This window comes from Micromonospora sp. NPDC047620 (genome assembly GCF_043205005.1).
Lineage (GTDB): Bacteria > Actinomycetota > Actinomycetes > Mycobacteriales > Micromonosporaceae > Micromonospora.
The window spans coordinates 59,573-72,128 of sequence record NZ_JBIDDG010000013.1; the positions used below are offsets into that span (position 1 = coordinate 59,573).

The 12,556-nt window shown below is 74.4% G+C and carries 14 protein-coding genes and 1 pseudogene; 12 read left to right on the top strand and 3 right to left on the bottom strand.

From position 1 onward, the window contains the following. Positions 1-56 precede the first annotated feature (56 nt). Genes nagA through ACGF5C_RS17730 form a run of 3 tightly spaced genes read right to left on the bottom strand, consistent with a single transcriptional unit; the run spans position 57 to position 3,012 of the window. Complete coding sequence (gene nagA / locus ACGF5C_RS17720; RefSeq protein ID WP_393302868.1) at positions 57-1,166, bottom strand: N-acetylglucosamine-6-phosphate deacetylase; 1,110 nt, start codon at positions 1,164-1,166, stop codon at positions 57-59. After that, positions 1,166-2,086 carry an ROK family protein gene (locus ACGF5C_RS17725; RefSeq protein ID WP_393302870.1) on the bottom strand — a complete coding sequence of 307 codons (921 nt, stop codon included), beginning with the start codon at positions 2,084-2,086 and terminating at the stop codon, positions 1,166-1,168. Before ACGF5C_RS17725 ends, nagA begins: the two co-directional genes overlap by 1 nt. Continuing rightward, on the bottom strand, positions 2,083-3,012 hold the full coding sequence (locus ACGF5C_RS17730) for an SIS domain-containing protein (RefSeq protein ID WP_393302871.1): 930 nt from the start codon (positions 3,010-3,012) through the stop codon (positions 2,083-2,085). The genes ACGF5C_RS17725 and ACGF5C_RS17730 overlap by 4 nt, the downstream gene beginning before the upstream one ends. A 194-nt stretch (positions 3,013-3,206) precedes the next feature. Here ACGF5C_RS17730 and ACGF5C_RS17735 point away from each other — a divergent pair, with 194 nt between their 5' ends. The 12 genes and pseudogenes from ACGF5C_RS17735 to gvpJ form a co-directional block, all read left to right on the top strand. Beyond that, positions 3,207-3,992 (top strand): DeoR/GlpR family DNA-binding transcription regulator, encoded by a 786-nt coding sequence (locus ACGF5C_RS17735; RefSeq protein ID WP_393302873.1) that lies wholly within the window; start codon positions 3,207-3,209, stop codon positions 3,990-3,992. 151 nt (positions 3,993-4,143) lie between these two features. After that, the gene (locus tag ACGF5C_RS17740) at positions 4,144-5,154 is read left to right on the top strand and encodes an ABC transporter ATP-binding protein (protein ID WP_393302875.1); all 1,011 of its coding nucleotides are present in this window, start codon (positions 4,144-4,146) and stop codon (positions 5,152-5,154) included. Then, a complete protein-coding gene (locus ACGF5C_RS17745) occupies positions 5,151-6,167 on the top strand; it encodes an ABC transporter permease subunit (RefSeq protein WP_393302877.1) in 1,017 nt (338 codons plus the stop codon). The genes ACGF5C_RS17740 and ACGF5C_RS17745 overlap by 4 nt, the downstream gene beginning before the upstream one ends. 288 nt (positions 6,168-6,455) lie before the next feature. Continuing rightward, the gene (locus tag ACGF5C_RS17750) at positions 6,456-6,914 is read left to right on the top strand and encodes a DUF3263 domain-containing protein (RefSeq protein WP_393302879.1); all 459 of its coding nucleotides are present in this window, start codon (positions 6,456-6,458) and stop codon (positions 6,912-6,914) included. A gap of 184 nt (positions 6,915-7,098) precedes the next feature. After that, a complete protein-coding gene (locus ACGF5C_RS17755) occupies positions 7,099-7,830 on the top strand; it encodes a hypothetical protein (RefSeq protein ID WP_393302881.1) in 732 nt (243 codons plus the stop codon). Next, positions 7,827-8,222, top strand: coding sequence for a phage holin family protein (locus ACGF5C_RS17760; RefSeq protein ID WP_363700859.1), 396 nt, complete (start codon positions 7,827-7,829; stop codon positions 8,220-8,222). Before ACGF5C_RS17755 ends, ACGF5C_RS17760 begins: the two co-directional genes overlap by 4 nt. A gap of 22 nt (positions 8,223-8,244) precedes the next feature. Continuing rightward, entirely contained in the window at positions 8,245-8,907 is a 663-nt protein-coding gene (locus ACGF5C_RS17765; protein WP_393302883.1) for a DUF3618 domain-containing protein, read from the top strand. Next, a complete protein-coding gene (locus ACGF5C_RS17770) occupies positions 8,876-9,772 on the top strand; it encodes a hypothetical protein (protein WP_393302885.1) in 897 nt (298 codons plus the stop codon). Before ACGF5C_RS17765 ends, ACGF5C_RS17770 begins: the two co-directional genes overlap by 32 nt. A 160-nt stretch (positions 9,773-9,932) precedes the next feature. Continuing rightward, the gene (locus tag ACGF5C_RS17775; protein ID WP_393302887.1) at positions 9,933-10,442 is read left to right on the top strand and encodes a GNAT family N-acetyltransferase; all 510 of its coding nucleotides are present in this window, start codon (positions 9,933-9,935) and stop codon (positions 10,440-10,442) included. Between the two features lie 270 nt (positions 10,443-10,712). After that, complete coding sequence (locus ACGF5C_RS17780; protein ID WP_393302889.1) at positions 10,713-11,105, top strand: hypothetical protein; 393 nt, start codon at positions 10,713-10,715, stop codon at positions 11,103-11,105. A 2-nt stretch (positions 11,106-11,107) separates the two neighbouring features. Further along, entirely contained in the window at positions 11,108-12,331 is a 1,224-nt protein-coding gene (locus tag ACGF5C_RS17785) for an SRPBCC family protein (RefSeq protein ID WP_393302891.1), read from the top strand. 32 nt (positions 12,332-12,363) lie between these two features. Next, positions 12,364-12,543, top strand: a pseudogene (gvpJ, locus tag ACGF5C_RS17790) (gas vesicle protein GvpJ); the annotation flags it as partial. Positions 12,544-12,556 lie beyond the last annotated feature (13 nt).

A 12,556-nucleotide genomic window follows, 5' to 3' on the forward strand; every position in this document is an offset into this window, starting at 1 on the left:
CCGGCGGAACCGGGCGTGGCCGTCCGGGCGCCGAGCCGTCCGGGGGCGCCGAGCCGTCACTCCACCCAGGAGCCGCCGCGCATCACCCGGACCACGTTCAGGTCGTCGTCGAGCACCACCAGGTCGGCCCGGAACCCGACCTGGAGGGCGCCCAGCCGGTCGCCGAGGCCGATCGCGCGGGCCGGCGTGGTGGCCGCCATCCGCACGGCGTCCGCGATCGGGATGCCGGCCGCCACCGCGTGCCGCAGCGCCTCGTCCATGGTCAGGGTGCTGCCGGCGATCGCGCCGTCGCGGGCCAGCCGGGCCACCCCGCCCGCCACCGTGACGGCCTGGCCGCCCAGCTCGTAGTCGCCGTCGGGCATGCCGGCGGCGGCCATGGCGTCGGTGATCAGGGCGGCCCGCTCCGGGCCCGCCGTCGAGGTGGCGAAGGTCAGCATCCCGTCGTGCAGGTGGACGCCGTCGGCGACCAGCTCGCAGACCACGTGCGGGGCGTCGAGCAGGGCCACCACCGGGCCGGGCTCGCGGTGGTGCACCGGCCGCATCCCGTTGAACAGGTGGGTGCCGACGCTCGCGCCCGCCGCGACGGCGGCGCGGGTCTCGTCGTACGTGGCGTCGGTGTGGCCGACCGCGGCGACCACCCGGTGCGCGACGAGCAGCTTGACCGCCTCCAACGCGCCGTCCCGCTCGGGGGCGAGGGTGACCATCCGGACGGCGCCGTCGCCCAGCTCGATCAGCTCGGCCAGCTCGTCGGTGGACGGGTCGCGGAGGAACTCGGGGTTCTGCGCGCCGCAGCGGGCCGAGGAGAGGTACGGCCCCTCGAAGTGGATGCCGGCCAGCACCCCCTCGGCGACCAGCGGCGCGAAGGCGGCGGTGGCCGCGCGCATCAGCTCGAACGGCGAGCTGACCAGGCTGGCCAGCAGGGTCGTCGTGCCGTGCCGCAGGTGGAAGTCGGCGGCCTGCCGGGCCTGCCCGGCGTCGCCGGTGGTGAAGGTGTGCCCACCACCGCCGTGCGTGTGCATGTCGACGAAGCCGGGCACGATCCAGTGCCCGTCGCGCACGGACGGGTACTCGGCCACCGCCGTGATCCGGCCCCCGTCCAGCTCCACGCAGCCCTGCCGGATCACGCCGGTCGGGGTCACCACCTTGCCGTTCACCCGCGTGGCCATCACTTCTCCAGACTGTCGAGGGCGAGCAGGGCGGCGCCGAGGCAGCCGGCCTCGTCGCCGAGGGCCGCCGCGACCAGGCGCGGCTCCCGGTGGAACGTCATCCGCTCGTGCAGCGCCGTCCGCAGCGGTTCGAGCAGCAGCGCGCCGGCCTGCGCCAGGCCGCCGCCGAGCACGACGGTCTCCACGTCGAAGAGGGCCTGGCCGGTGGCGAGGCCGTCGGCGAGCGCCTCGACGGCCTCCCGCCAGACGTCCGCCGCCAGCGGCTCGCCGGCCGCCGCCCGGTCGGCCACGTCGGCGGCGGTCGCCGGGACGCCGGCCAGGGCCGTGTAGCGCCGGCCGATCGCGGCCGCCGACGCCACCGCCTCCAGGCAGCCGGGACGGCCGCAGCCGCAGGCCGGCCCGCCGGCGCGTACCTGGATGTGGCCGATCTCCCCGGCGGCGCCGTGCGCGCCGGTGACGGCCGTGCCGTCGACCACGTGCGCCGCGGCGATCCCGGTGCCGATCGCGACGAAGAGGACGTGTGCGGAGTCGCGGCCGGCGCCGAGCCGCGCCTCGGCCAGGCCGCCGGCGCGCACGTCGTGGCCGAGCGCCGTCGGCAGTTCGAGTCGAGCCCGTGCCAGGTCCCGCAGCGGTACGTCCCGGAAGCCCACGTTCGCGGACCAGACCGCGACCCCGCGCGCCTCGTCGATCACGCCGGGCACGGCGACGCCGAGCGCGACCGGGGTGAGCCCGTCGGCGCGGGCCTTGCCGGCCAGCCCCTCGGCGACCGCCAGGACGGTGTCGACCACGGCGTCCGGGCCGCGCCCGGCGTCGGTGGGGTGCCGCTCGGCGTGCAGCACGGCGCCGTCCGGCCGGACCAGGGCGCACTTCATCCCGGTGCCGCCGACGTCCAGCGCGACGACGACGTCGCCTGCGCTCATGCGAGAACCACGGAACGGCTCAGGTGCCGGGGCGCGTCGGGGTCGAGGCCCCGGCTGGTGGCGAGCGCGACGGCGAAGCGTTGCGCCAGGATCAGGTCGGCCATCGGGTCGACCGGCGTACGACCGGCGGCCCAGCTGCCGAGCACAGTGCGGCAGCCGTGGGTGCGGCTGTGCACGAACGCCGCGCCGGTCGCCGCGACGTCCTCGGGCAGCCCGTCGGGCAGCTCGCCGAACGCCCAGACCAGCCGGCCGGGAGCGGCGATCGAGATCGGGCCGTGCCGGTAGTCCATGGCCGGGTACGCCTCGGCCCAGAAGGTGGCCGCCTCGCGGCACTTCAGCGCCGCCTCCTGGGCCAGCCCGACCGTCCACCCCCGACCGAGGAAGGTGGCCTGCTCGATCCGGGACGGCTCGATCGGCAGCGGGGCGCGCACCGCCACCTCCGCGTCGGCGGAGAGGGCGGTGATGTTGTCGCCGAGGTGGGCGCGGAGCAGGGCCAGCGCGGTGGTCGCGAAGCGGGTCTGCACCACCGAGCGCTCGTCGGCGAACGGCATGGGCACCGCCGCGTCGGCCAGCGAGGCGGCGGGGGAGGCGGGGTCGCCGACCAGGACGGTCGTCGGCACCCGCCCGCGCAGCGCGGCGAGCAGCTCGGTGACCTCGGTGGTGGTGCCGGAACGGGTGATCGCGACGAGCCGGTCGTAGCGCCGCCCGGCGGGGAACTCGGAGGCCTGGAAGGCATCGGTCTCGCCCTGGCCGGCCTGCTCGCGGCGGGCCGCGTACGCCATCGCCATGAACCACGACGTGCCGCAGCCCACGACGGCGACCCGCTCGCCGTGGCGGGGGAGGTGGTCGGCCGCGGTGGCGGCGACCCGCGCTGCCTCCCGCCAGCAGTCGGGCTGGCTCGCGATCTCCGCGTCGACGTACGACATGAGAACTCCTACGCAGGGGAGCGGTGCGCAATACGGCTCGTTAAAGCCGTCTTTCGCGCGTTATTCTGCGCGAACTCGGCTGGCCGTGGCAACCAGCCCCGTCATCGAGCAGGACATGGTTTTGCGCCCTCGTAGTTTCGCGCACTACTGTGCACGCAATCAATCACCGACCGCGCAGTAACTGGAGGCCTGGGGTGGACCGGTACGCCAGATGGAACGCCCTGCTCGAAATGCTGACCGACAGCGGCCGGGTCAGCGTCGAGGAGGCCGCCGAGCGGCTGGACGTCTCCCAGGCCACCATCCGGCGTGACTTCGACCAGCTCGCCCAGCAGCAGATGATCACCCGGACCCGGGGTGGCGCGGTCGCCAACGGCGTCTCGTACGACCTGCCGCTGCGCTACAAGACCGCCAAGCACTCGGCCGAGAAGCAGCGGATCGGCACCGCCGCGGCGGCGCTGGTCTCGCCGGGCACCGTGGTGGGCCTCAACGGCGGCACCACCAGCACGGAGGTGGCCCGCGCCCTCGCCGTGCGGCCCGACCTGAACACCAGCGCCGAGGGCGCCCAGCTCACCGTGGTCACCAACGCGCTGAACATCGCGAACGAGCTGCTCGTCCGCTCCCGGATGAAGGTCGTGGTGGCCGGCGGCGTGGTCCGCCCCAAGTCGTTCGAGCTGGTCGGCCCGCTGGGCGGGGCGCTGCTGCGCGAGGTCACCCTCGACGTCGCACTGCTCGGCGTCGACGCGATCGACCCCCAGCTCGGCGCCGCCGCCCACCACGAGGGTGAGGCGGCGATGAACAACCTGATGGTGGCCCGGGCCAAGCGGGTGGTGATCATCGCGGACTCGTCCAAGCTGGGCGGTCACGCCTTCGCCCGGATCTGCCCGGTGGACCGGGTGGAGACGCTGGTCACCGACTCCGGCGCCAACCCGGACGTGGTCGCGGCGTTCCGCGCCGCCGGCGTCACCGTTATCTGCGCCTGAGGTGAAAGGAAGGGCACCTTCCTAACGTCTGGTGTATAGGAAGGGTCCCTTCCTTTCACCCGATCGGCGTGGCGATGCATACCGGGTATTGCACTCGGCTGCATACCGCGTATGGTGTCGCGTGTCATACGCCCATCGGGGGAGGTGCAGCTTGCCAGCTGTCCTGGAGATCGAAGGTCTTCGCAAGACGTACAAGAGTCGTCGGCGCGGCACCCGCAACGCGCTCGACGGCTTCGACATGCGGGTCGAGGTGGGGCAGGTACACGGCTTCCTCGGCCCCAACGGGTCGGGCAAGACCACCACGCTGCGTACGCTGCTCGGTCTGATCCGGCCCGACGGCGGCCGGATGGCCATCCTCGGCCACGAGGTGCCCGAGGCGCTGCCCGCCGTCGCGGGCCAGGTCGGCGCGATCGTGGAGAGCCCGCAGTTCTTCCCGCACTTCTCCGCGCGGGACACGCTGTCCCTGCTGGCCGGCGCGGGCGACGTGCCGCCGCGACGGATCGACGAGGTGCTGGAGCTGGTCGGGCTGCGCGACCGCGCCGGCGAGCGGGTCAAGACGTACTCGCTGGGCATGAAGCAGCGGCTCGCCGTCGCCTCGGCCCTGCTGAAGAACCCGAAGCTGCTGATCCTCGACGAGCCGGCCAACGGGCTGGATCCGGGCGGCATCCGGGAGATGCGCACGCTGATGCGCACCCTCGCCGAGTCGGGGATGACCGTGGTGCTGTCCAGCCACATCCTCGGCGAGATCCAGCTGATCTGCGACTCGGTCACCATCATCTCGCTGGGCCGACGGGTGGCCTTCGGCCCGGTCGAGGAGGTGCTCGCCCAGCACTCGTCCGGCGCCGTCCGGGTGCGGCTGGAGGCGGTCACCGACCTGCCGATCGCCGCCGAGGCGCTGACCCGCGCCGGGATCCGGGTGGACGGCCAGCCCGACCACCTGATGCTCGCCGGCGTCGACAAGCCGGCCACCGTGACCCGGCTTCTCGCCGAGCAGGGCCTCTACGTCAGCGAGCTCGCCCCGGTCGCCGTCGACCTGGAGAGCGTCTTCCTCGACCTGACCGCCACCGCGCCGGTACCCGGCCAGCACCGGCAGGTCGACCAGTCCACGAAGGTCGGCGGGGCGGGGCAGCCCGGCGCCGCCGGAGGAGGGTGGGGCGCGTGAGCCTCTACCGTACGGAGCTGCGCCGGCTGGCCAAGCGGCGCTTCACCCGCTGGATGAGCCTGCTGGGCCTGCTGGTGCTCGCGGCCGTGGTGGTCGGGGTCTTCCTGACCAACGAGAAGATCGACGCCGCCGCGCTGGCGAAGGCCGAGCGCGCCGCGGAGCAGCAGTGGCAGCAGGACGTGGTCCGCAACGAGCAGTACCGCGCCGAGTGCGAGCAGGCGAAGTCCGCCGGAAACAGCCAGGCCAGCGGCTTCCCGGATGACTGCGCGCTGATCCAGCCGCCGCCCCGGGAGGCGGTCGAGTCGCGGTGGTTCCTGCCCTCCACCTTCGACTTCCGCGAGAACTTCGGCTTCACGCTGCTGCCGCTCGCGGCGATCCTGGCGCTGGTCGGGTTCGTGGTCGGCGCCTCCTTCGTCGGGGCGGAGTGGAACACCGGCGGCATGATGAACCTGCTGCTGTGGCGGCCGAAGCGGCTGACCGTACTGCTGACCAAGCTGGCGGCGCTGCTCACCGGGCTGCTCGCCCTGGCGGTGCCCACGACGGCGCTCTGGTTCGGCAGCTTCTGGCTGGTCGCCACCTTCCGCGGCAGCACGGAGAAGATGACCTCCGGCGCCTGGCAGTCCTTCGCCCTCACCGGGCTGCGTGGGGTGGTGCTCGCCCTGATCACCGCGACGATCGGCTTCGCGCTCGCCTCGCTGGGACGGCACACCGCGATGGCGCTGGGCGGGGCGATCGGCCTGATGGTCGTCGGGCAGTTCGGCCTCGGCATCCTGCTGCAGATGGCCGGGGTGCAGTTCGCCGAGGCGTGGCTGCTGCCCACGTACGCGGCGGCGTGGATGCAGAAGACGGTGACACTGGAGGACTGGAACGCCTGCCAGGCCACCTACTTCGGCGAGTGCAAGCCGGAGACCCTGGACATCACCTGGCAGCACTCCTCGGTGCTGCTGGCGGTCGGGTTGACGGTGATCCTCGGCGCGGCGCTCTGGGCGATGCGCCGGCGGGACATCTCCTGACCCCGGCGGTGCGACCGGCGGCTCTCCCCGGCCCCGGTCGCACCGCCCCGCGCGGGCCGTGACAGGCGGCGCCCGGCGACCCACCGCGCCTCCCGACGGGCAACCGATCGACCTGGTGACGATCGGCACGCCACCACCGCTGGACGTGCAGTGGCCGGCGGACACGGGGCGAACCGGCCCGGTCACGTTGCGGCACTGTCGTCCGATGCGAACCGGGTGGGCCCTGGTTAGGCTGGGGTCCCCCGGTCGGCGTCGTGGTGTGCCGCCGGCCTGCCCCTGAGGAGCGCCATGCAGCCCGCCGACGCCGCCCCGGCCGCCACCGAGCCGTCCACGGCGGACCGGGCGGACGCGACCGGCGAGGCGCGCGACGCGGGCACCCTCGTCCCCCAGCCCCGGTCGGGCTCCGACCCCGGGGTTCCGGCCGTGCCGCAGCCCCGCACGGCGGCCGGGCCGGGCGCGGGTGCGGCGGGGACGCCGACCGGCGAGACCGACGCGCCGGCGGACGACCGGCCGGCCGGCGGGCTCACGGAGCGGGAGCGGGGCATCCTCGCCTTCGAGCAGCAGTGGTGGCGGCACGCCGGCGCCAAGGAACAGGCCATCCGGGACACCTTCGGCCTCTCCGCCACCCGCTACTACCAGTTGCTGAACGCGCTGCTGGACAATCCGGCCGCGCTGGCCGCCGAGCCGGTGCTGGTCGGCCGGCTGCGCCGGCTGCGCTCCTCCCGGGCCCGCAACCGCCGCCGCTGACCCCGTCCCGCCGCGTGGCCGGTTCCGTCCGGGTCGGTCGTCCCGGTCCGGTTTCCCGTCCTGCCGGGACCGGCGGGACGGAATGTCGACGGGCCGTGCGGGTAGGCGGCTGACGAACCCGCCGCGTCCCGCGGCTGGTTCACGTTCCGGGCCGTGACCCTACGGCCCGGGGAGGGAGCGGGCGATGACGGGAATCAACCCGAGCCGGCCACCGGACGGTGCGACCGGCACCGGGCAGCAGGCCCGGCAGCAGGCATCCCGGGTCGGGCACCACGCGGCCCAGGCCGGCGGGCAGATCGCGCACGCCGCCGCGGAACAGGGCGGACAGGTCGCCTCCGAGGCCCGGCGGCAGGCGCGGAACCTGACCGGTGAGGCGGGTACGCAGTTGCGCGACCAGGCCCAGGCGCAGCAGCGGCGGGCCGCCGACGGGCTGCGCGGCATCGGGCGCGAACTCGGCTCGATGGCGGAGCGGAGCGAGGACTCCGGGATGGCCGCCCAGATGGTCCGCCGCGCGGCGGACGCCGCCCAGCAGGCGGCCGGCTGGCTCGACGAACGCGAGCCCGGGGCGGTGGTCGACGAGGTGCGGTCGTACGCGCGCCGGCACCCGGGGACCTTCCTGGCCGGCGCGGCCGTGGCCGGGGTGCTCGTGGGGCGGCTCACCCGGAACCTCACCGCCTCCGGCGACGGGGCGCGGGGCGCCGGCCAGCCGTCGACGCCGCCGCCGGGCGCCGAGCCCGGGACGGGCGGGCCGCAGCCGTACGAGCGGGCGGTCGAGGCGCCGTACACGGCCGAGGCGGCGTACCCGCGTACCGAGGCGTACCCGCGCGAGGAGGCGTACACCGGGATGGCCCGGGTGCGCAACGCCTCGCCGCCCGGCCGGCCGGGGCCGGACATTCCGGGCGGGGTGGCGCCGTGAGCGCCCCGGAGAAGGAGCGGACCCAGGCGTCGGTCGGCGACCTGCTCGGCGACGTGACCCGGGACGTCTCCACGCTGGTCCGCAAGGAGATCGAACTGGCCAAGGCCGAGCTGCGCGAGGAGGCGACCCGGGCGGGCAAGGCCGCTGGGATGTTCGGCGGTGCCGCACTGGCCGGCTTCCTGACGGTGCTGTTCGTGTCGTACGCGCTGTGGTGGGGGCTGTCGAACGTGATGGACCAGGGCTGGGCCGCGCTGATCGTGGCCGTCATCTGGGCCGCGGTCGCCGGTGGCCTGCTCGCCAACGCGCGGACGAAGATGGCGCAGCTCCGCTCGGTGCTGCCCAGGACGAGACAGACCGCACGGGAGATGCCGAACGCGGTGCGAGGCCGGTGAACCAGCCGGGAGGGAGCAGATCATGTCCAACGATCCGGACCGGATCCGGTGGGAGATCGAGAACACCCGGAACGAACTGAGCAGCGACGTTGACGCGCTGGCCGACAAGGTCAACCCGCGACGGGTCGCCGGTGAGCGCGTCGGGCAGGCCCGTGGCGCGCTCACCCGGGTCAGGGAGAAGGTGATGGGCGTGCAGTCGGACGGGCACGGCGCCGGTCAGCGCGTGTCGCACGCGACCGAGTCGGCGCGGGCGTTCGGGGAGCAGTCCCGCGAGCAGATGTCGCACGCGGCCATGTCGGTGCGGGACGACGCCCGTTCGCTGGGGCAGCAGTCCCGCCAGCAGGCGCAGGGCAACCCCCTCGCCGCCGGCCTGATCGCCTTCGGCGCCGGGCTGCTGGTCTCGTCGCTGATTCCGCCCAGCCGGCCCGAACGGCAGTTGGCCGGGCAGGCCAGGGGCAAGGTGACCGAGCACTCCGGGCAGTTGCGCCAGCAGGCGAGCCAGGTCGGCCACCAGATGCGCGACAACCTGCGTGACAACATGCGCGGGCCGGCGCAGCGGGCGGCGCAGTCGGTGGGCTCCACGGCCGTCGGGGGCGTGTCGGCCGTACGGGAGCAGGGCCGGTCGGCCGCCCACGACGTGCAGGGGCAGGCGCATGCGGCCACCGACGACCTCCGTCGCCGCTGAGGCGACCCGGGTGGTCGGGGCGGCGCGGACGATGCGGGTACGCTCCGCGTCCGCGCCGCCACCCGGCCGGCCGGTCAACGAGGACCTGGTCTTCCGGTTCGGGCCGCTGGTCGGCGTCCTGGACGGCGCCACCGTGCCGGAGGGCTTCGACACCGGCTGCGTGCACGGGCCGTCCTGGTACGTCCGGCACCTCGCGGCCCGGCTGGGACTGGCCGAGGCGATCCGCCCGACGGCGACGCTGATGAGCAACCTGGCGGCGGCGATCCTGGCCGTCCGGTCCGACCACGGCGACGAGTGCGACCTGGACCACCCGGGCACCCCGTCGAGCACGGTCTGCCTGTTGCGCGACGGCGGCGACCACCTCGACTACCTGGTGCTCTGCGACAGCCCGCTGGTGCTGGAGGCCGGCGGCCGGGTGACCGTGGTCACCGACGACCGGCTGGACGCCGCGATGGCGGAGTTGCGGGCCACGGCGGCGGCACCGACCGGTCCGGCTGACCGGGCCACCCGGTTCCGGCAGGCGGTCGCCGTGCAGCGGGAGCGGATGAACCGGACCCACGGCTACTGGGTGGCGGCCGCCGACCCGGACGCGGCGTTCCACGCCGTGACCGGGACGCTGCCGCTGCGTGGGCCGGGTGCCGTACACCGGGCGGCGCTGCTCAGCGACGGCGCGTCGGCCGTGGTGGAGCAGTTCGGTCTGCTCGACTGGGCGGGGCTGCTGGACGTGGTGAGCGCCGACGGCCCGGGCGCGCTGGTGGACCGGGTACGCGCGGCGGAGCGCGACCACCCGGACCGGCTGCGCCGGCACAAGCCGGCCGACGACGCCTCCGTGGTGCTCTGCGAGTTCGACGCCGACGCCCCGTGACCCGCGCGGGACGGGCGGCCGGGGCGCCGGTGGGCGCCCGCCGACAGCGGAGCGTGAGGCGGAACACGATGGGGTCCGACCGGCCGGTACCTTCCGCCGGACCGCCAGTCGGAGTTCGATGGGGTGGACTTGGGCCGGTGGGGCCGGCAGACTGCGGCACGTGGCGGGAACGGTCCGGTTGGAGCCGGTGGACGAGCGGAACTTGGAGCCGTTGCTCTCCGTAGCGGCTGCCGAGGCGGAGCCCGGCGACGTGATGCCGCCGGTGGAGGCTCCGGCGGGCTGGTCGCACGCCCGCCGGGAAGCGTTCCGCGAGTTCCATCGGGCGAGCTTCGCCGGCCTGAGCGGCCCCACCGGGACCCAGATGTACGCGATCCTCGCCGGCGGCGAGGTGGTCGGCATGATCCGGATGAGCCGCCGCGACGAGCCGGGCGCCGTCGAGACCGGGATGTGGCTCGGCCGGTCCGCCCGGGGCCAGGGCATCGGCCCGGCCGCTTTGCGTGAGCTGCTGAACGAGGCGGCGGCGGCCGGAATGCAACTGGTGGTCGCGGAGACCACCGTCGACAATCACGGGGCGTTGTCGGTGCTCTCCAAGTGCGGGGCGAAATTGCGCGAGGGTGATGGCAAGGTGTACGCCGAGATATGCCTCGATTCGACGCCGCCCGCTTTCTGACGACCATTCGTCAGGTCTTTCCTTTCTGAGGTTCTCGCTGCTCGTAGCGGTCCGACTGCCCGCTTTGTGTGGTTGGCGAGGGCCGTGCCGTGGGCTCCGGAAATGGTTCCGGGAAAAGGCGGAAATGTTTCGCCGATAGGCCACCGGGTACTGCCCGCCGGGTCCGATTGAACGGGACACCTGATTGCGGTCCGGCACGTGCTGATCCCCGGCGGCCATTTCGACCGCTGCCGTCATGTGTCTGCCGCTCCGGGGAGCGAAGGAGAACTGATGAACAGCGGAGCACGAATCGGGCTCGCGGTGGGCTTCGGCTATCTGCTCGGCCGCCGGCGCAAGCTGCGTACCGCCCTCACCCTGGCCGCCGCGGTCGCGGCCGGCCGCGCCAGCCGGGAGCCGGGCGGGCTGTTGAGGGCGGGCGGCAACCTGCTTCAGTCGTCCCCCCAGTTGGCCAACCTCGGCCGGCTCGGCGGACCGCTCGCCGCCGCCTCCAAGGCGGCCGCGACCGCCGCCGCCGGCAGTGGCATCGACGCGCTCAGCGGCAAGCTGCGCGGCTCGGCCGACGCGCTGCGCCGCAAGGGCGGCGCCGCCGCGCCCGGCGGCAGGTCGGACGACGACCGGCCGGACCGGGGCGCCGACACCGACGCCGACCAGCGGGGGCGGTGACCATGGCGGACACGACGATCCCCGGCGGCCTCGGCGACAAGGTCCGGGGCCAGCTCGCCGGCGAGGCGCGGAACCTGGCGAGCGCCATCGGCGAACGCGCCGTGCAGGTGGTGACGGAGCGGATCACCGGCGCGACCGGACGCCTCAGCGACTACGCGAAGCAGGGTGGCGGTCCCGGGTTGATCGCCGCCGCGACGGGGGCGCAGAAGCTCGCCGAGGGCGGCTCGCCGGTGAGGGCGCTGGTGCATGCCGGGCTGGCCGGCGGTAAGGAGAAGGTGATGTCGGCTCTCGGCCGGAGCGGCGAGGGCGGCAAGGGCGGGGGGAAGAAGCTCAAGGTCACCAACATCGTGGAGGCGATCGAGGTCGGCGTGCCCGTCCGGGTCGCGTACAACCAGTGGACCCAGTTCGGCGACTTCCCGAGCTTCATGAAGAAGGTCGAGAACGCCGACACCGAGGCGGACGAGAAGCTGACCTGGAAGGCGCAGGTCTTCTGGTCGCACCGCACCTGGGAGTCGACCATCGTCCGGCAGATCCCCGACAAGCTGATCCACTGGCGTTCGAAGGGCGAGAAGGGCTCGGTCGACGGCACGGTCAGCTTCCACGAGCTGTCGCCCGACCTGACCCGGATCCTGGTCGTGCTGGAGTACCACCCGCAGGGGCTCTTCGAGCACACCGGCAACCTGTGGCGCGCGCAGGGCCGCCGCGTCCGGCTGGAGCTGAAGCACTTCGTCCGGCACGTGATGACGCAGACCATCCTCGACCCGGACTCGGTGCAGGGATGGCGGGGCGAGATCGAGGACGGGCAGGTGGTCAGGGACCACGAGACCGCCCTGCGCGAGGAGCGGGAGCAGCCCGAGCGGGAGGAGCGCGGGCGGCGGCGACCGGAGCGCGAGCGAGGCCGGCGCGAGCCCGAACCGGAGCCGGAGGACGAGGCCGAGGAGGAGCCGCGCGCGGAGCGCCGGCCCGCCGAGCGTGGCCGCCGTCGGCCGCCGCTGCGGCGCCGTCCGGCCGAGGAGGCGTACGAGGACGAGTACGTCGAGGGCGACTACGACGAGTACGAGGAGGAGCCAGAGGAGGAACAGCCGCCGCGTCGCCGCGTCCCGGAGCGGGCCCGGCGCCCGCAGCCTCGCGAGGAGCCCCTGCCCCGCGAGGAGCCCCGGCCGCGACGCGCCCCGGAGGCGACCCGCCGGCCCGTGGTCCGCCGTCGGCGGGAGGAGCGGGAGTGACGATCGCAACGAGTGAGGATCAGGCCGGCGGCGTGCTGGAGCGCGGCGGAGCGGGTTCCAACCTGGCCGACGTCGTCGAGACGGTCCTGGACAAGGGCGTGGTGATCGACGCACAGGTGTCGGTCGCCGTGGTCGGCATCCAGTTACTGGAGATCAACGCCCGGATCGTCATCGCCAGCGTGGAGACGTACCTGCGCTTCGCCGAGGCGGTCGACCGGTTCGACA